Genomic DNA, 17,197 nt, shown 5'->3' with positions numbered 1-17,197 from the left:
TCCATGACCGAGTCCAGCACACCCGACACCGCGGACGTCCTCGTCGTCGGCACCGGCATCGCCGGCTGTGCGAGCGCGCTTGCGGCAGCACGCGAGGGTGCCGACGTCCTCGTCCTCACGAAAGCAACCCGCCCCGAAGACGCGAGCACCGACTGGGCCCAGGGCGGCATCTCGACGACCCGCGGCGACCCCGACCGCCTGAAAACCGACATTATCGAGGCCAGCGACGGCACCGCCGACCCGGCCGCTGTCGACGTTCTGGTCGAACACGCCGACGACGCCGTCGAGGACGTGCTGCTCGAGACCCTCGAGATCGGCTTCGACGAGACGAGCGAGGGTGAATTCGACTACACCCGGGAGGCCGCCCACTCCGACTCGCGCATCCTCCACGTCGACGCCTCGACGGGAACGCACATCCTGCGCCCGTTCCTCAACCACCTCGACGGCCTCGCGAACGTCGAGATTCGCGCCGACACCGCGGCCCTCGAGTTACTCACCCACGAGGGCCGCGTCCACGGCGTGCTGACCGACGAGTCGTCGACGGGCCACCCGGTCTACGCCGGAACGACCGTGCTGGCGACCGGCGGCATCGGTTCGCTCTACGGCCGGTCGACCAACCCCGCGGGATCGACCGGCGACGGCATCGCCATGGCCGCCCTCGCCGGGGCCGAGGTGGCCGACCTCGAGTACGTGCAGTTTCATCCGACGGCCTATGCAGGCAATGGCAGCGTCGAGGGTCGAGACGGCGACGAGGGTGAGCCCACGTTCCTCCTCTCCGAAGCCCTCCGCGGCGAGGGAGCGCTGCTCGAGAACGCCGGCGGCGAACGGTTCATGCACGAGTACCACCCGGACGCCGAACTCGCTCCGCGGGACGTCGTCGCGCGCGCCGTTGCCCGGGAACGCGAGCGAACGGGAGAAGTCGTCCTCGACGTCTCTCCGCTCGACTTCGAGCGCGAGTTCCCCGACCTCGCCGCGAAATGTCGCGAGCGCGGCCTGAAGGGTGATCGAATCCCCGTCGCCCCCTGCGAACACTTCCTCTGTGGCGGCGTCGAGGTCGACCACCGGGGCCAGACCACACTCGACCGACTATACGCCGTGGGCGAGTGCTCCCGAACCGGCGTCCACGGCGCGAACCGCCTGGCGAGCACGAGCCTGCTCGAGGGACTCGTCTGGGGCCTTCGCGCCGGCGAGCACGCCGCAGGACTCGAGACCGAACCCGAAATCGTCGAGGCGCCCGACCTGCGCAACTGCGATCCCGCCCTCCCACCGCGGTTCGCCGCGGAGAAGTTCACCAGACTGCAGCAGACGATGGACGGTGCTCTCGGTCTCGAGCGAACCCACGACGAGGTCGCTCGAGCGGGCGCGATTCTCCGGCGACTCAAAGGCGAGGTCGACGCCTACGTTCGGACGCGAACGGCTCGTGACCTCTACGAACTCAGGAACGCCAGCGTCACGGCGCTCTTGATCGCTCGAGCGGCGAGTGAGAACCGCGACTCCGTCGGCTGTCACCACGTGGTCGATGACATGCACAACGTGACTCCTGATCCACAGCACTGATCACCGAAACGCAGCGACGCTTCGAGCGATCAAAAACTGCGCACTGTAGTAGGTGACCATGATCGCCGGCCCTGAAAACGCCAGATCCTGAACGAACATATTCCACGAGAGGATCGCATCCGAGGTGACGAACAGCAGGCTGCCGGCGATAGCCCACCGGTTTCCGGTCAGAATCGCCGCCCAGGCCATCGACAAAATCACCACGATGTACAGGGCAACCGGAAGCAGGAGTTCCGTGTCACCAGCGCTCTGAATCGCCGACAGCAGTGGGACACCGATGGCGACGCCAAAGAGGGCGAGTGGGACGACTGACGCAACCCGAGCCCGCGTCGCCCGCGCTCGAGTCAGAAACCCCACCAGGTAGCAGACGTGGCCGACGAGAAACGCGGTCAGCCCAATCAGAAACCAGTGAAGGGTGACGTCGCCGACCACACAGAATCCCAGTCCGACGAGTACGAACGTGTGTACCCGTCGTCGCTGCGGTGGCAACAGGAGGGCTGCGTAGGCAATGATCAACACCATCGGAAGTGCCTTGAAAACGAGCGACAGCCACAACGGGTCGCTCGGGCCGAAGCCGATGTAGAATACGCCCGTGAGCAGGATCGCTCCCGGCAGCCAGTTCCGCACGCCGTTCATTGTGTCAGTGAGTCGATTCGAGCAGGAGCACTTAATCTTAGTCCCCAGCCTGAACGCTCCCGCTCGAGTCGGGATCGTCGAGTAATACAGTCTCCGCCGGTACCTGACTCGAGGTCGTATCGCCGTCTGCTGGAATCACCCGGACGTCCCGCTGTGGGAACGGGATCTCGATCCCCGCGTTCATCAGTTCTTTGTAGATGGCACGATTCAGTTTGTGGCGCGCCTTGTTCGCCCGGACGGGCGAGCCGACCCAGCACAGGAGTTCGTACTCGAGCGCCGAGTCACCGAAGCTCCGAAACCGCATCCGTGGCTTTGGCGACTCGAGAACCAGGGATTCGCTCTCGGCGATCTCGAGCACGAGAGCTTCGAAATCGTCGATATCCGTCCCGTAGGCGACGCCGATCGGCACCTTGAGCCGTTTGCGACGCTGGGGTGCCGACTGGTTGACAACCTTCGACGCGTTGAGCGCAGCGTTCGGGACGGTGATCAGCACCTCGTCGCGCATCATGAGCGTCGTCGATCGAACGCCGACTTTGACGACGGTGCCGGCCTCACCGGAGTCGAGGGTGATGTAATCGCCGAGTTTGTACGTGTCGTCGAAGTAGAGCGCGATCCCGCCGAAGAAGTTAGCGACGGTGTCCCGCGCGGCGAACCCGACGGCGATACCGGCGACGCCAGCGGCCCCGAGTAGCGGCGTGATGCTGTACTCCCAGATTGACATGAGCGCACCGATCGTGCCGACGAAGACGACCAGCGTCCAGACGTTCGAAAAGACTGGCGCGAAGTCAAAGCGCGAGCCCTTGTCCTTGACCTCCTCGACGAACCGGTTGACGACCCGGTTGGCGGCGAACGCCCAGGCGACGATGATCACCGAGAGCGAGGGTCGACCGAAGAACATGTCCAGTTGCTCCGTCGTCAGGAGCACATTCTGGTTCACCGTCGGGATCTGCGTCAACAGATAGACCCCGGCGAGCGCCACGGTCACCACGACCGGCATCCTGAGTTCGCCCACGAGGATGTAGTCGTACTCCGTCTTCGTTCGACTGGTGTATCGCAACAGCGACCGGAGGACGACCACTTCGAGGGCGACCGCGATGGCGACCGAGACGCCGACCAGGATTAGCGTCGCCTGCCAGGCCGGTACCTCCTCGAACAGATCGGCCAACAGGGTGATAATTGCATCTAGCATGACTGACACAGGCGCGAGACTGACCTAACGTTTTCCCTCCACCTGTCCCGAACCCGTCGAAAAGACGCTCGAGAACATCTCTCGGCCCGGAACACGACATCGGCTCGCCGAGAGTCGGGCGGATCGGCAAGAATGTGATCGAGGCGATCAGCGAAAACGGGTCGTTTATCGGCGGGGACGCCAACCTGACACCCATGATAGCCGACGGACAGACCGAGCGCTGGCTGCAGGAGGATCTCGGCCACCACGACGTCACCAATGACGTGCCGGGCACGACAATCGGTCGACTCGTTGCCAAAGAACCCGGCGTCGTCGCCGGACTCGAGGCCGGCCGGGCTGTGTTCGAGTATCTCGGCGTCGACATCCTCGAGGCGGTGCCGGACGGGGCGACGATCGACGCTGGCGATACGGTGCTCCAGGTCGAAGGGGCCGCTCGAGCCATCCTTCGGGGGGAACGGGTCGCCGTGAATCTCGTCGGTCACGCCTCGGGAATCGCAACGCGCACGTCCCGGGTCGTCGCCGTGGCCCGCGAGGAGTCAGCTCACGTCCGGATTGCCGCCACCCGAAAGACAACCCCTGGGCTTCGCGGCCTCGAGAAGCGCGCCGTCGTCGCCGGCGGTGGCGACACCCACCGCCTCGACCTCTCGCACATGGTGATGATCAAGGACAACCACATCGCCGAGATGGGACTCGAGGAGGCGGTGGCACACTTTCGCGACCGAATCTCGTTCGCAACGAAGATCGACGTCGAAGTCGAGTCCGTCGACGATGCTGTTCGGGCGGCCGACGCGGGAGCCGATATCGTCCTCCTCGACAATATGTCCCCGGCAACCGTTCGGGAAGCGGTCGACACACTCGAGCAGGCTGACCACGGCGGCTTGTTGACGGAGGCCAGCGGCGGGATCACGCTCGAGACCGTAGCCGAGTACGCCGCCACAGGCGTCGACGTGATCTCGATGGGGTCGCTCACCCACTCGGCACCGTCGCTCGACCTGTCGTTTCGAACGGGGACTGGCGTGTAATAGCGATTCTTGGAAGTCCTGACACACTCGATCGGAGACGGTAGCGCTCGAGTGTCTCGACAGATCCAAGAGTCACCATACCGAGCGTTCGAACGGTGTCTGGCCGTTTTTCGTGCGTCAGGGTTCCGGAGTCGTCGCAGAAAGGGGTTTCTCCATCGTGACGAAATCGTACTCACGGTCGTCGGTCTCGTGGTGTTCGATGGGCTCGTACCCACGCGAGCGGTACCACTCGATCAGGAACGGATGTTCGTCGAAGGTCGTCAGCTGAATGCAGTCGTACCCGCGCTCACGAGCGATCGTTTCGATTCGGTCGACGAGTGTCGTCGCGACGCCGTCACCCTGTCGCTCGGGGTGGACGGCCAACCGCTCGAGGTACGGCTCCTCGCGTTCCTCGAGCAGGCGGACGGTGCCGACGAACGCGTCGTCACCAGCATCGTTGCCGGCGTCGTCATTGGTAACCGACGCCGACGTCGTCGACTCGAGCGCCACGAGCGTGGTGGCATCTCGCTCGAGCCAGTCGGCGACCGTTTCGGCGTCGATCTCGGTCATTCGCGAGGGATAGCCGAGATCGGCCGCGCTCCGGTAAGCTCGTCGGTACAGCCGGGCGATGGCCGCGGCGTCTGTCGGCGTCGCCGGCCTGATCTCGAGGTCGAATCTCGTCACAGATGACCGATTGACCTCGGCGGGAAAAGCTCCATCGAATCGCCGTGTGGTGGGCTGCCGACGACATCGACGTAGCGGCTTCTACGACTCGAGCGGGTCGGCTGATCCGAACTCGTCCGCTTCTGTCGCGAGTCAGGTTCGGTCGAGCGAGTGGTGTCTGGTCGAACGACCGAGTCTGGACGAACGACCGAGTCTGGACGAACGACCGAGTCAGGTCTGGTACGCTAATCGCCACCGTCCGGTGAGATTTACCGGGAGGGTATATCTGTGCCGAGAGCAACCGTCGACTATGACCCTGCTCGTTCCATTCGATGGCTCGCCGCTTTCCGAAGCCGCACTCGTCCGGGCGAGTCAGTTCGGAACCGTCCTCGAGGAACCCGTCATCGCATTCAGCGTAATTCCACGGAACAACGCCGACTACGCCAGGGATCGGTCGTGGATCGGAACGGACGAATCGTTCGATCTCGAGACGATCATCACCCACCTCCGGGAGTCGGTGACGGCGCTGTGTCCAGCCACCGAGTTCCGCTACGAGGTCGTCGATCGCTACGCACCAACGGGGACGATCGCCCAGCGCGTTCGGAAACTCGCCAAGACCCTCGAGGCGACACTGGTGTTTATCGGGAGCGAAAACGCGGGACGCCTGGTGGCGTCGGTCAGCAGCGTCGGCCGTGGTGTCGCGACGGACGATGCCTACGACGTCGTCATTATTCGAAGCCGGAAACCCAGGACGATCGCAGCACTCGGGGACGACAATCCGAGGTGACGACTCCCGTGGACGGGCGCTCGAGCGACGACCGTTGGTGGATGTTCGTGACGGAGGCTACCGGGTGAAAAACGAGCCAAATCGGACGACGCTCCAGGTGACGAGAACGACCGCGAGGACGCCAAACAGGAGATACAGCGGAAGGGCTTCGATTCCCAGCCCCTGAACTGGCGGGAGTGAGCCAAGGACATCGAACAGGTGGAGGATTCCTACGAAAAGGACGAATACGACCGTGACCGCGACCCCAGTCCGGTTCGCACGGATTCGCGACCCCTGTGGTGTCGAATCGGCAGCATTCGCTCGCTTGTCGTCTGCGTTCGGGCCCGCGTTCGCGTCCGGATCCGAATTTCGATTCGGATTCCGATTTGGATCCGAACCCGAACCCGAACCCGAGTTCGCCCCGACCATCTCGAGCGGATAGAACGGCGGTGGGCGGGAAACACCACGCCCTGCAGGTTCCGGTTTCGGTATCAGTTTCAGTTTCAGTTTCGGTTCCGATTCAGCGTTGTGCCCACACCGGCAGACTCGAGACGGCGACTGGAATGGAACGGCAGCCATCCCGCGCGTGTCAAAATCCAGCAGAACCCTTATACAGTTTTGTGCGATCTAGCGATTAAATGCCCTCCGTCCCCCAAAGCAACGTCGACGAAGACGTTGCAACTTACGTTCGTCAGCAGGAGGTTGTCGCCGACCTCGGGGTGAAAGCACTCGAACGGAACGATCTCGATCGATTGATGGCGGACGCCACGGTCGCGGTCATCGACACGCTCGATGCCGATTACGCGAAGGTGCTCGAGTTGCTCCCCCAGTCGGAATCGCTCCTCCTTCGACACGGCGTCGGATGGGACGATGGGATCGTCGGAGCAGCGACTGTACCGACCGACCAGGACTCACAGGCGGGCTATACACTGCTCAGCGAGCAGCCAGTCGTCGTCGATGATATGCAGGCGGAAGCCCGATTCTACGGACCCGATCTGCTCATCGATCACGACGTCGTCAGCGGAATCAGCGTCATCATCGGTTCGGTCGACGAGCCGTGGGGTGTCCTGGGCGTCCACACGACCGACCAACGGGAGTTTACGGAGAACGACGCCAACTTCGTCCAGAGCGTCGCTAACGTCCTCGCGACAGCGATCGAGAACGCCCAGACCGAGCGGCGGTTCGAGGCGATTTTCGAGGATCCGAACATCCTCGTCGGACTGCTCGAGCCGGACGGCACCGTGATGGACATCAACCAGACGGCGATGGAGTACATCGATCCCGAACTCGACGACGTGATCGGCGAGCCGTTCTGGGAGACGCCGTGGTGGGGTAGCGGGGACGACGTCAGGGGTGACGTCAGGGAGTGGACCACGCGAGCGGCCTCGGGTGAGTACGTTGAGTTCGAGGCCGACCTCACCCGTCCAAACGGGGAGCAATACACGCTCAACGGGGTTTTCAGACCCGTTACCAACGGCGACGACGAAGTCGTCTCGATCATCGTCTCCGACCGGGACATCACCGAACGGAAGCGGCGCGAGCGCCAGCTCAAAAAGTCCGAGCAACGCCACCGGACGCTCGCCGAGAACTTTCCCAACGGGATCGTCACCATGTTCGACGACGAGCTCAGATACACCCTGGCAGCCGGCCGAGGGTTCGACGACCTCCCGCTTTCGGCGAGCAACGTCGAGGGAAAACACGTCCGTGACGTGTGGCCGGGTGACATTGGCCGGAACCTCGAGTCGGCGTTCCGTGACGCACTCGAGGGGGAGACCAGCGCGGTCGAGGGCGAGTACGCACGTCGTGAGTGGATTATCCGCGTGGTGCCGCTCACCGACGACGACGGCGAGGTGTTCGCCGGAATGACGATTGCGCAGGACATCACCGAGCAGGCTGAACGCCAGCGAAAGCTCGAGGAGTCGAATCGCCGACTCGAGCAGTTCGCCTATGCGGCCTCCCACGACCTCCAGGAACCCCTGCGAATGGTGTCGAGCTATCTCCAGCTGCTCGAGCATCGCTACGCCAACGAGTTAGACGACGACGCCGAGGAGTTCCTCGGGTTTGCCGTCGACGGTGCCGATCGTATGCGGGATATGATCAATGGACTCCTCGAGTATTCGCGCGTCGATACGCAGGGCGACCCGCTCGAACCGGTCGAACTCGAGTCAGTCGTCGACGACGTGCTCGAGGATCTGCACATCCAGCTCGAGGAGTCAAACGCCGACGTAACGGTCGAGTCGCTCCCCCGTGTTCGGGGCGATTCCGGCCAATTGCGGCAGGTATTTCAGAATCTGTTTTCGAACGCAATCACCTACAGCGGAAACGAGCCGCCACGGATTCACGTGACGGCCGACCGACGCGAACGGACGTGGCAGATTTCGGTGCGCGACGACGGAATCGGAATCGCACCCGAGGATCAAGCGACCGTCTTCGAGGTGTTCCAGCGGCTCCATACCCGCGAGGAACACGCCGGTACCGGGATCGGGCTCGCCCTGTGTGAACGGATCGTCGAACGCCACGGCGGGCGTATCTGGGTGGAATCCGAACCCGGCGAGGGAGCGACGTTCTCGTTTACGCTGCCGGCGCTCGAGTAGTTGCGAGCGGCCAGGGATCGTGAGAGCTCCCGATCGTGCGGTATACTCGTCGCTCACCGACGTTCGTCGCACATGCGAGGGAAGGGATTTGAACCCTCGGACTCCTACGAGAGCGGGTCTTAAGCCCACCGCCGTTGGCCTGCTTGGCTACCCTCGCAAAGAAGGCACTCGAGAGTTACCACCGGGGAAGGTTGTGCGTTTCGGTGTCGCCTCGAACGATGGTCAATCGGACATTCCAACCGCCGACGACGCGCCTGGATCGTCACCGTCTGCTTCCGCCGTCAATGTCGACGCTGATTCCGTAGAGGCAATCAGGAACACCCCGACGGCCATCACGAGGCCGCCGAGAAGAAACAGCGGGCCGAGCGATTCGCCGAGAAACGTCGCCCCGAGCAGCCCGCCGACGACCGGCTGGACGAAAAAGAACACGGAGACAACGCTGGCGTCGACGTACTCAAGCCCCTTGTACCAGAGGTACCAGGCAACTGCCGTGCCGAACACGCCGAGGTAGGCAATCGCGAGCGCGAGCGGGACGGACAGCGTCAATTCTCCCGGAGAGATACCGAGCACCGCCAACTCGAGTGGTACCAGAAGCGCGAGCATCGGCACCGCCGCCGTCGCCGAGTACGTCGCGGTCTCGAGCGCGGAGTAGCGCTCGATCAGCGGTTTGCCGAAGACGGTGTAGGCGGCCCAGGTGACGCTCGCGAGGAGCAACATGCCAATACCGGTGGTCGTCCCGCCGGTGATCGACCCGAGGTCGTACTGGCCCGACAGCACGAGCAGGGTGCCGATAGTGGCGAGACCGATGCCGACCACCACGCGGCGGGTGAGGCGTTCTCCCAGGAGGAACACGCCGAGGAGGACGGTGAAGACGGGCGTCGAGACCGTGATCAGCGACCCCTGGCTGGCCGTCGTGAGATCCGTCCCGAGAAACTGCGTGACGATGGAGACGGCGACGACCGCACCGAGGGTGAAAAAGCCGAGCCAGTCCCACCTCGAGAACGCTCGAGTGGGATAGGCGAACCGGACGACGACCAGCAGTGTGGCGGCTCCGACGGCCACGCGAGCGAACGCGAGCGTGACCGGCGGGATCGAGGCGAACCCCCACTTGCTCACGACGTAGAGGCCGCCCCAGAACGCAGCGGCGGCGAGAGGTGCGAGGGCGAAGACGTACACTGCGAGCGAACGGACGGGACGGAGCTGACGGATCACGGTTGCATTCGGTTGGTAACCACCATGGGTACTCTCGTTAGGATCTTAACCCTGTGCTCGAGCGTGTCAGTTCTCAGTTTGGTGCTGGGTTCGATGGTGATCCACGTTCCTGCTGGGTACTCCGTCGATTCGCGTCCGAGTCGATCATGTGGGCCCTCGGTATGTAGTGTGTAGGGGTGGATCAGGGGTCGACCGATCCCTGTCGTCGATTCGATTCGGTTCATGCCCTCTCCCTCCCCCTCGTCTTCTTTCACGTTCTCGTTCCCGTCCCCGTTGTCGGTCTCAGTCTCGGTCTCGTTGTCGGTCACTTTCCCGTTCTCGGTGTCGGTCTCGATCTCATTTGCCGTCTCACCCCACCGCATCACGTTCGCCACTGGGGCGGCCTCGAGTCCGCGAGCGACGCCGACAGCAGCTTCGATTCGGCACGGCGGAGCGTCTTCGAGACGGCCGCATCCGACACCTCGAGCGTATCAGCCAGGTCGCCAAGGGTCATCGACCGTGGCACGTCGTAGTAGCCAGCCGTGACGGCACGAGTGACCGTCTCCCGTTCGGTCGGCGTCAGGCTTCGCCGGGCCTCGAGCAACCGAGTACCGGCGTCGACGGCGTGTACCTCCTCGAGGGCGGTTTCGGGCGTGATCGTCCGTCTCGAGCGGAGCTCGCACGTATCGTCGGTTCGCTCGAGGGCTGCCAGTGCGCCGTCGACCGCCGCCTCGGTGTCGAAGCCGAGCGCCCAGCGTTCGACGCCGTCGACGTTGCGAAACGGGCCGGTGAGGTAGCCGTCGTGGGCAACGACGGCCCCCATCACGGCAGTCGTCCCCATCGTGAGCCGGACACGCGCGGTCGCATCCTGTTTCGCAAGCAGGTCGAAGGCCGTCGTCGCGTCGTGGGCGCGAACGGTTTCGAGGGCAGACTCGAGATCGCGTCGGCTCGCGCCCGCGACCAGCATCCGCAGCTCGAGGCGGGCCTGGTCGCTGCGGTAGTGCCAGTGGGGAGTCACGAATGCGACGTCCTGAGCCGCACTCGCGGCGCTCAGCGGGCAGTCTCCCTGGCGGACGGATAGCTCGAGACTGATCATAGCTCGACAGTGGTCTCGAGGACCAACGATGTTACGGTCACGGCATATTCAGCAGAAGTCGACGGTGAACACTCGAGTCAGCACCGGTTGCTGTGGCTCGCGTTAAAGTGGTATGGAATATGAATGCGGACCCCGCGGTTGCCCGGCGTTCCTGCCGGGGGAATCCCGGTTGCCTCCTCCACCCCGCGACCCGTCGAGCGACAGGTGTCCGGCGATCCACTGCTCGCTTCCGCGCCTGATGGATTGTCGCCGATTAACGACGATGGGACGTCCCTGCGGACGATCATCGTAGACCGCTGTCCCCGACGGACGAGGCTTCCACGTTAGCTCCCGGGGCCCCGGCAGGTCAGACCGGACGCCCACGGGCTTTGGTCCCCACTGAAGGCCATAATGTGGGTTCTGAGCAGGGCCTAACTGCCCGACCTAGTCCGAATTGAGATAGACGGTTACTACTTAAGGGCCTTTCGCCTTCCGGGTGCGGACACCACTCGAGCAAGAGCGATCGCTCAGACTGGCTGGTCGTCTGTAACAGAGTCAATGTTTTAGGGGTGGGCTGAGATAGTCGACCAGAATGCCTCCGGAGATTCCTGACCGACTCCTCGGGATCAGTATCGACGACCCGAGCGACCGAGAGTCGGCGGACGACACACAGACCGACGAGGAGGAACTCGAGCGGTTTCTCTTCATCGCCATCGGTGACCACCGCCTGGCTCTCCCGGTCGACGATGTAAAGACCATCACCGATCCACCGGACGAAGCCGACGTGACGCGCGTCCCGCGCTCGCCACTGGCTGTCGACGGCCTGGTCGACTTGCGTGGGGAGATCGCGGCGGTCATCGACGCTCGAGTTCACTTCCCGGTCGAGGGGTCACCGCCGCCGACCCAGCGACTCGTCGTCTTCGACCGGCCGACGGATCAGCAGGCGGCCGCGATCCGCGTCGACGAGGTGCTCGGCGTCCACACGATTCCCGCCCGAAACGTCCTCGAGGCGGACGCGGTCGACGACCCGACGGTGGCCGGCGGCGCGATCGAACACCCGCTCATACTGGCGCTCATCGAACAGGAAAACGAACGGGAGCGAAAGCCGTCGCCGAGGCGTGATCGATCGAGCCGCCGCTCGAGAAAACGAACCCGTCAACGCCAGTTCGGAGCGGCCGGGACGAGTCGGGCGGCATCCACACCGGCCGACGAAGACGGTGTGGTCGCCGACGAGTTCCTGCTCGAGGAGCCCACATCGGATCTGGACGACGGGCAAGAGCAGGGGGGACGAACCGTCGTGGTCGAGGCGACCGGAGTCGTCGACGTCTCCAGACTCTTGTTAGCGTCCGGTTCAGAAGCGTAACAAACGCGAGTGAGTTCCTGATCGTGCTCACGCGAAAACGTGCGCATACCCCCGCAAACCCGCGTGTAGCCGTCGTTTATCACGTGTGATAATCGAGAGACAGCATTTATGGTAGTTGTATCTCTATCGGAGTCTGGTGTACAACTGAATGTCGACAGGGGTGCTCATCGTAGACGACTCTCATTTTATGCGTAATCTACTGCGCCAGATTCTCGAGCAGGATTACCATATCGTTGGAGAGGCGTCGAACGGCGCTGAAGCAGTCAAACTGTACAAGGAACAGAATCCCGACATCGTCATGATGGATATCGTGATGCCCAAGTGTAACGGCATCAAGGCGACGGCCGCGATCAAGAAACTCGACCCCAAATCGCGGGTCATCATGTGTACGAGTGTTGGGCAACGAGAGAAGATGAAACTCGCCGTAAAAGCTGGTGCGGACGGCTACGTCACGAAACCGTTCGAGGAACCCAGCGTACGGAAAGCCCTCGCTGACGTCGTCGCGGCATGACGGGCGTACTCGTTGTCGACGACTCGCAGTTCATCCGAACAGTCGTCGGTAACGCGCTCACAGATGCCGGCTACGACGTCGCGACCGTCTCGAGCGGCGAAGACGCCATCGCGTTCGTCGAGGCGAACGAGCCGGACGTGATCACGATGGACGTCGAGATGCCAGGCATGAACGGGATTGATGCCGTCGAGCACATCATGTGTCGACGGCCGACGCCGATTCTCATGCTGAGCGCCTATACCGAGCGTGGTACCGAAGCCACCCTCGACGCCCTCGAACGCGGGGCGCTGGACGTGTTGCAGAAACCGGATGGATCGGGCGGAACGAACATCGGGCACCTCACCGACGCCGTCGTCGAGAAGGTCGAAGAGCTCTCGGAAGCGAGTATTTCGACGCTGGCGCTCGCACGGGCGACAGCAGCCGTGAGCGCGACCGAGCGCCGTCAGGTGACGCCGTCAGGCGGTGGAAGCACCGTAACCGACGACGGTGGCGTCCAAACGATTTCGTCTCGGCGGCAGGCGGACACGCCGACCATCGACACAGCGACCCTTGTCGATGACACGGTGCTCGAGAACCCGACCGTCATCGTTGGCGCATCGACGGGCGGCCCCCGAATCATCGAGCAGCTCCTCACCCACCTTCCGGTCGACCTCGGGGCGAAGGTACTGATCGTCCAGCACATGCCGGTCGATTTCACTAGGCGGCTGGCCGATCGACTCGATGCGATCAGCGCCTACGACGTCGCCGAAGCACGTGACGGCGACCGCGTCCGCGCCGGCGAGGTACTGATCGCTAAAGGTGGCTCACACCTGCAGGTCGTTAACAACGTCAACGGAGCGCTCCGCGTCCGTCTCGAGGATGGCGACCGCGTCCACGGCGTTCGTCCGGCGATCGACGTGACGATGGAAACCGCCGCCACACGCGTGAACGACCCGCTCTGTGGCGTCGTGCTGACCGGTATGGGTCGTGACGGAGCGGCCGGCATCCGGGCGATCAAACGCGCCGGAGGGTACACGATCGCCCAGGACGAAGCGACGAGTCCGGTGTTCGGCATCCCCCAGCAGGCGATCGAAACCGGCTGTGTCGACGAGATAGTTCCCGCACCGGCGCTTATCGACCGCCTGATCGACGTATTTACCACGGACGGTGAGACCGATGACTGATTACTGGACAGACTTCGCTCAAGAGAGCGACGAACAGATCACGAGCCTGAACAACTCCCTGCTCACCCTCGAGCGAAACCCCCACGACGACGAGGCAATGGAGGAGATCTTCCGTACCGCCCATACCCTCAAAGGAAACTGCGGTGCGATGGGACTCACCCGGGCGAGCGATCTCGCCCACGCGATCGAAGACCTCCTCGACGGCATCCGTCGCGACGAGATCGAGGTGACCGCAGCCGTGATGGACGCCGTCTTCGATGCCGTCGACGAACTCGAGGCGATGCTCGAGGAAGCGGCCGCGTCGAAGACGATCGAGCGCGATCCGTCGCCGACGATCGGAGCGCTTCGATCACACATCGATCCCCCAGCGGAGTCGACGGCGTTGTCGTCGCCCACGGCGGCCGATATCGAGCAAGTGCTCGCGCGGTTCGAGGCCCCGGCGGACGACGAACACGACGCGTTTTTCGTGCGACTGTCGATCGTCGACGACGAGTCCGTCAACAACGGGCAACTCGTCGTCGAAGCGCTGATCGACGCCTTCGACTTCATCGGTACCGATCCCTCCCAGGAGGCGATCGCGAACGACGAGTACGGTACCTCCTTCGACGCCGTGTTCGGAAGCGCTGTTGGCGAAGACGCGATCGCCGCCGCGCTCGAACCAGTCGAAGCGGTTGCCGCCTTCGAAATCGTCGATGTGACGGACGAATTCGAGGCGGCCACGGAGACGACCTCGGCAGCCGAAATCACGGCCGAACCCACTGACGACATCGGTGACGACGGGACGGATCACGACATCGACCCGGACGACCTTTCCGTCGACGAACTGCTCGAGGAGTTCTCGGAGTTCGACGACCTCGATGCCATGGTCGAGGAGGTGGAGGACGACGATCTCGACGTCTTCGACGAGATGGGCGATGCGGGCTCGTTCGACGATCTGCTCGGCGAAAGCACGACATCGGACGACGAGACAGCGGCGACAGCGACGGATGTGAGCGACGTGGACGAGGCAGCCGAGACGAAAGCGACCGAGAGCCAGGATACGGTGGCGCCGGGAACGACATCGGCAGCCGAGGCGGACGAATCCGACGGTGACGACGTCGACGACGCCGGAGCCGTTTTCGCCGAACTGAAAGACGAAGTCGAGATGGTCGGCTTCGACGAGTTGCAGGCCGAACTCGACGAACTCGAGTTCGACGAGTTCGACAGCGACGATGAGGTCGGGATGGACGAACTGCTCGGTGAGGACGTCGACGTCGACGACAACAGCTTCCTCGATATCGACGAGGATCTCGAGGACGTGACCATCGGCGACGAATCGTCGAGTGACGAGGTGGAACCGGAAGATGTTGCCCCAGCGGTAGCGGACAGCGAAGGGGCAGACGACGAAACGATCGTTCCCGACGACGCGGACTTCGAGGCGTTCGCGTTCGACGATCTCGAGGACGAAACGGCAGCCGACGCCAGACTCGAGTCGGCGTCGGAAACCGACGAGCCTGAGGACGTTGCCGCACTCGATGGGATCGACTTCGGTGATGGCGACATCGATGCTGATGTCAGTGTCCATGTGGACGATGATGGAGACGCAGACGATATCGACGAGGCCGAGGACGGCAGCGTCGACGAACCGGGCGATACAATCAGCGACGAGGTCATCGGTGACGACGAAACCGTCGACAAAACTGACGAAGACGAACCCCTCGACATCACCCTCGAGACCCTCGGATCGACCGACGAGTCGACGGACGATTTCGAGGCGGATTTCGGACTCGACGCGATCGACGAATCGGCCGACGACTTCGCCACTGTGGAGGACGGCGAGTTCGACCCCGTCGAGGAGTCGTTCGACGACGTCCACGACATCGATGATGCCAACGACATCGAGGACGTCAATGCTGTCACAGACGACGAATACACCTTCGAGGACGACGAGACAGCAGCGTCCTCCGACTTCGAAGACGAGGACGCTGGAGGGGTCGAGGACGACGTCTTTACCGACGACGCCTTCGAAGACGACGGGTTCGACGAAGTTCCGGATACCGAGCCCACCACGGAATCCTTCGAGACGGACAGCGCGTTCGACCTCGAGGAACCGAGCGGCTTCGACAGCGATTCGTCGACTGCTGGCACCGAGTCGGCGAGCACCGATCCCGATCGTATCTACGAATCGGTACCACCGTTGCCGATTCCGGAGCTGTCGATTCCATCCCGGGCAACCGATGATCGATCGGATACGGAGACCGACGAGACCCAATCGGTTCGCGTCGACATCGAACAGGTCGATACACTCTTGAATCTGGTCGAAGGCCTGGTGACCTCCCGCGTTCGACTCCGGGACACGATCGATCAAGGTGCCGACCCACAGACGATCGAGCACGAACTCGACGACCTCGAGGACATCACCTCCGAGCTACAGGAGACGGTGATGGACGTGCGACTGGTTCCCCTCGAGACCGTCGCCAATCGCCTGCCACGAACCGTTCGGGACATCGCCCGCGACCAGGACAAGGATGTCAGCTTCGAAATCGACGGCGAGTCCGTCGAACTCGACCGAGGTATCCTCAGCCAGATCGGCGATCCGCTGATTCACCTCGTGCGAAACGCGGTCGATCACGGAATCGAGTCGCCCGACGAACGAGAAGCCGCCGACAAGCCACGCGAGGGAACCGTCCGGCTCGCCGCCGATCGCGCTCGAGACCGGGTCACGATCCAGATCAGCGACGACGGCCGTGGTCTCGATCCCGCCAGGTTACGCGAGGCCGCCGTCGAAGCCGACGTACTCGACGCCGACGAAGCGGACGCGATGGACGACGACGACGTCTACGACCTGGTGTTCCATCCCGGTCTCTCGACCGCGACGGAAGTGACTGACGTCAGTGGCCGCGGCGTCGGGATGGACGTCGTCAAACGGACGATCGAGAATCTGGATGGAACCGTTACGGTCGACAGCGACCCCAACGAAGGGACGACGGTCACGATGGAACTCCCGGTGACGGTCGCGATCGCCGACGTCCTGTTCTTCGAAATCGGCGGCGAGGAGTTCGGGATCCCGATCAAGGCCGTTCACGACATCGACGATGCGAGAGTCATCGAAACCGTCGATGGCGAACCGATGGTGACGTCAGGAACCGAGGACGTTCCGGTCCTCGACCTCTCGAGTCGGCTCGAGACGCCCCGATACACCGACCCGGACGGCGGGATGGTGATTCGGATCCGCGACTCGAGTCGGCCGATCGCCCTGCGCTGTGACACCGTACACGGCCAACAGGAGGTCGTCGTCAAGCCGTTCGAAGGCTTCCTGAGTGGCGTTCCCGGCATCAGCGGTGCAACGATTCGCGGCCGTGGCGAGGTCGTCAACATTCTCGACGTAAACACACTATGAACACCAACAGCACGGTACCCCACGAGCGTATGCAGACACACCCTACCCCCACCCACACCCCCCGCCCGCATCCGGCAAGCAGCGGGCACGAACACCTACGGAGGCATCC

At 63.4% G+C, this 17,197-nt stretch carries 15 protein-coding genes, 1 tRNA gene and 1 other RNA gene; 8 read left to right on the top strand and 9 right to left on the bottom strand.

Translation table 11 applies throughout. From position 1 onward, the window contains the following. The first annotated feature begins 3 nt into the window (after positions 1-3). On the top strand, positions 4-1,557 hold the full coding sequence (locus NGM68_RS02665) for an L-aspartate oxidase (RefSeq protein WP_252700103.1): 1,554 nt from the start codon (positions 4-6) through the stop codon (positions 1,555-1,557). On the opposite strand, the gene NGM68_RS02660 is transcribed toward NGM68_RS02665, so the two are convergent. Both NGM68_RS02660 and NGM68_RS02655 read right to left on the bottom strand, forming a co-directional pair. Next, a complete protein-coding gene (locus NGM68_RS02660; protein ID WP_252700102.1) occupies positions 1,558-2,193 on the bottom strand; it encodes a lysoplasmalogenase in 636 nt (211 codons plus the stop codon). It abuts the gene before it with no gap. A gap of 37 nt (positions 2,194-2,230) precedes the next feature. Beyond that, on the bottom strand, positions 2,231-3,370 hold the full coding sequence (locus tag NGM68_RS02655; protein ID WP_425493609.1) for a mechanosensitive ion channel family protein: 1,140 nt from the start codon (positions 3,368-3,370) through the stop codon (positions 2,231-2,233). A gap of 206 nt (positions 3,371-3,576) precedes the next feature. Here NGM68_RS02655 and nadC point away from each other — a divergent pair, with 206 nt between their 5' ends. Beyond that, entirely contained in the window at positions 3,577-4,404 is an 828-nt protein-coding gene (nadC, locus tag NGM68_RS02650; protein WP_252700100.1) for a carboxylating nicotinate-nucleotide diphosphorylase, read from the top strand. A gap of 117 nt (positions 4,405-4,521) precedes the next feature. On the opposite strand, the gene NGM68_RS02645 is transcribed toward nadC, so the two are convergent. Further along, positions 4,522-5,067 (bottom strand): GNAT family N-acetyltransferase, encoded by a 546-nt coding sequence (locus NGM68_RS02645; protein ID WP_252700099.1) that lies wholly within the window; start codon positions 5,065-5,067, stop codon positions 4,522-4,524. A gap of 289 nt (positions 5,068-5,356) precedes the next feature. Here NGM68_RS02645 and NGM68_RS02640 point away from each other — a divergent pair, with 289 nt between their 5' ends. Then, on the top strand, positions 5,357-5,833 hold the full coding sequence (locus NGM68_RS02640; RefSeq protein ID WP_252700098.1) for a universal stress protein: 477 nt from the start codon (positions 5,357-5,359) through the stop codon (positions 5,831-5,833). A gap of 57 nt (positions 5,834-5,890) precedes the next feature. Here NGM68_RS02640 and NGM68_RS02635 read toward each other — a convergent pair whose 3' ends face one another. Then, the gene (locus NGM68_RS02635) at positions 5,891-6,391 is read right to left on the bottom strand and encodes a hypothetical protein (protein ID WP_252700097.1); all 501 of its coding nucleotides are present in this window, start codon (positions 6,389-6,391) and stop codon (positions 5,891-5,893) included. Positions 6,392-6,450: 59 nt separating this feature from the next. Between NGM68_RS02635 and NGM68_RS02630 the strand changes: the two genes are divergently transcribed. After that, a complete protein-coding gene (locus tag NGM68_RS02630; protein ID WP_252700096.1) occupies positions 6,451-8,406 on the top strand; it encodes an ATP-binding protein in 1,956 nt (651 codons plus the stop codon). 73 nt (positions 8,407-8,479) lie between these two features. On the opposite strand, the gene NGM68_RS02625 is transcribed toward NGM68_RS02630, so the two are convergent. From NGM68_RS02625 to ffs, 5 genes are all read right to left on the bottom strand, one after another. After that, positions 8,480-8,563: transfer RNA gene (locus NGM68_RS02625), tRNA-Leu, on the bottom strand. A 65-nt stretch (positions 8,564-8,628) separates the two neighbouring features. Continuing rightward, positions 8,629-9,618, bottom strand: a complete 990-nt coding sequence (locus NGM68_RS02620; RefSeq protein WP_425493595.1) for a DMT family transporter — start codon at positions 9,616-9,618, stop codon at positions 8,629-8,631. Further along, positions 9,615-9,980 (bottom strand): hypothetical protein, encoded by a 366-nt coding sequence (locus tag NGM68_RS02615; RefSeq protein WP_252700095.1) that lies wholly within the window; start codon positions 9,978-9,980, stop codon positions 9,615-9,617. The genes NGM68_RS02620 and NGM68_RS02615 overlap by 4 nt, the downstream gene beginning before the upstream one ends. Then, on the bottom strand, positions 9,980-10,693 hold the full coding sequence (locus NGM68_RS02610) for a helix-turn-helix domain-containing protein (protein ID WP_252700094.1): 714 nt from the start codon (positions 10,691-10,693) through the stop codon (positions 9,980-9,982). The genes NGM68_RS02615 and NGM68_RS02610 overlap by 1 nt, the downstream gene beginning before the upstream one ends. A 123-nt stretch (positions 10,694-10,816) precedes the next feature. Continuing rightward, positions 10,817-11,127, bottom strand: an RNA gene (ffs, locus tag NGM68_RS02605) — signal recognition particle sRNA. 137 nt (positions 11,128-11,264) lie between these two features. On the opposite strand from ffs, the gene NGM68_RS02600 reads away from it, so the two are divergent. The 4 genes from NGM68_RS02600 (at position 11,265) to NGM68_RS02585 (ending at position 17,088) form a co-directional block, all read left to right on the top strand. Next, positions 11,265-12,035 (top strand): chemotaxis protein CheW, encoded by a 771-nt coding sequence (locus NGM68_RS02600; RefSeq protein WP_252700093.1) that lies wholly within the window; start codon positions 11,265-11,267, stop codon positions 12,033-12,035. 148 nt (positions 12,036-12,183) lie between these two features. Next, positions 12,184-12,546: a chemotaxis protein CheY gene (cheY, locus tag NGM68_RS02595; protein WP_252700092.1), complete on the top strand. Its 363-nt coding sequence runs from the start codon at positions 12,184-12,186 to the stop codon at positions 12,544-12,546. Beyond that, positions 12,543-13,709 carry a chemotaxis-specific protein-glutamate methyltransferase CheB gene (cheB, locus tag NGM68_RS02590; RefSeq protein ID WP_252700091.1) on the top strand — a complete coding sequence of 389 codons (1,167 nt, stop codon included), beginning with the start codon at positions 12,543-12,545 and terminating at the stop codon, positions 13,707-13,709. Before cheY ends, cheB begins: the two co-directional genes overlap by 4 nt. Beyond that, entirely contained in the window at positions 13,702-17,088 is a 3,387-nt protein-coding gene (locus NGM68_RS02585) for an ATP-binding protein (protein ID WP_252700090.1), read from the top strand. The genes cheB and NGM68_RS02585 overlap by 8 nt, the downstream gene beginning before the upstream one ends. Positions 17,089-17,197: the final 109 nt, after the last annotated feature.

The sequence above is a fragment of the Natronosalvus vescus genome, from assembly GCF_023973145.1.
GTDB classification, from domain to species: Archaea; Halobacteriota; Halobacteria; order Halobacteriales; family Natrialbaceae; genus Natronosalvus; species Natronosalvus vescus.
Note: the sequence above shows the minus strand (reverse complement) of the source record. Positions and strands in the feature narration are given on the sequence as shown.

Excerpts from the sequence above, each read along its gene's own strand:
- NGM68_RS02665 (WP_252700103.1), top strand. The coding sequence starts at position 4 with ATGACCGAGTCCAGCACACCCGACACCGCGGACGTCCTCGTCGTCGGC.
- NGM68_RS02660 (WP_252700102.1), bottom strand. The coding sequence starts at position 2,193 with ATGAACGGCGTGCGGAACTGGCTGCCGGGAGCGATCCTGCTCACGGGC.
- nadC (WP_252700100.1), top strand. The coding sequence starts at position 3,577 with ATGATAGCCGACGGACAGACCGAGCGCTGGCTGCAGGAGGATCTCGGC.
- NGM68_RS02640 (WP_252700098.1), top strand. The coding sequence starts at position 5,357 with ATGACCCTGCTCGTTCCATTCGATGGCTCGCCGCTTTCCGAAGCCGCA.
- NGM68_RS02635 (WP_252700097.1), bottom strand. The coding sequence starts at position 6,391 with ATGGCTGCCGTTCCATTCCAGTCGCCGTCTCGAGTCTGCCGGTGTGGG.
- NGM68_RS02630 (WP_252700096.1), top strand. The coding sequence starts at position 6,451 with ATGCCCTCCGTCCCCCAAAGCAACGTCGACGAAGACGTTGCAACTTAC.
- NGM68_RS02615 (WP_252700095.1), bottom strand. The coding sequence starts at position 9,980 with ATGCGGTGGGGTGAGACGGCAAATGAGATCGAGACCGACACCGAGAAC.
- NGM68_RS02610 (WP_252700094.1), bottom strand. The coding sequence starts at position 10,693 with ATGATCAGTCTCGAGCTATCCGTCCGCCAGGGAGACTGCCCGCTGAGC.
- NGM68_RS02600 (WP_252700093.1), top strand. The coding sequence starts at position 11,265 with ATGCCTCCGGAGATTCCTGACCGACTCCTCGGGATCAGTATCGACGAC.
- cheY (WP_252700092.1), top strand. The coding sequence starts at position 12,184 with ATGTCGACAGGGGTGCTCATCGTAGACGACTCTCATTTTATGCGTAAT.
- cheB (WP_252700091.1), top strand. The coding sequence starts at position 12,543 with ATGACGGGCGTACTCGTTGTCGACGACTCGCAGTTCATCCGAACAGTC.
- NGM68_RS02585 (WP_252700090.1), top strand. The coding sequence starts at position 13,702 with ATGACTGATTACTGGACAGACTTCGCTCAAGAGAGCGACGAACAGATC.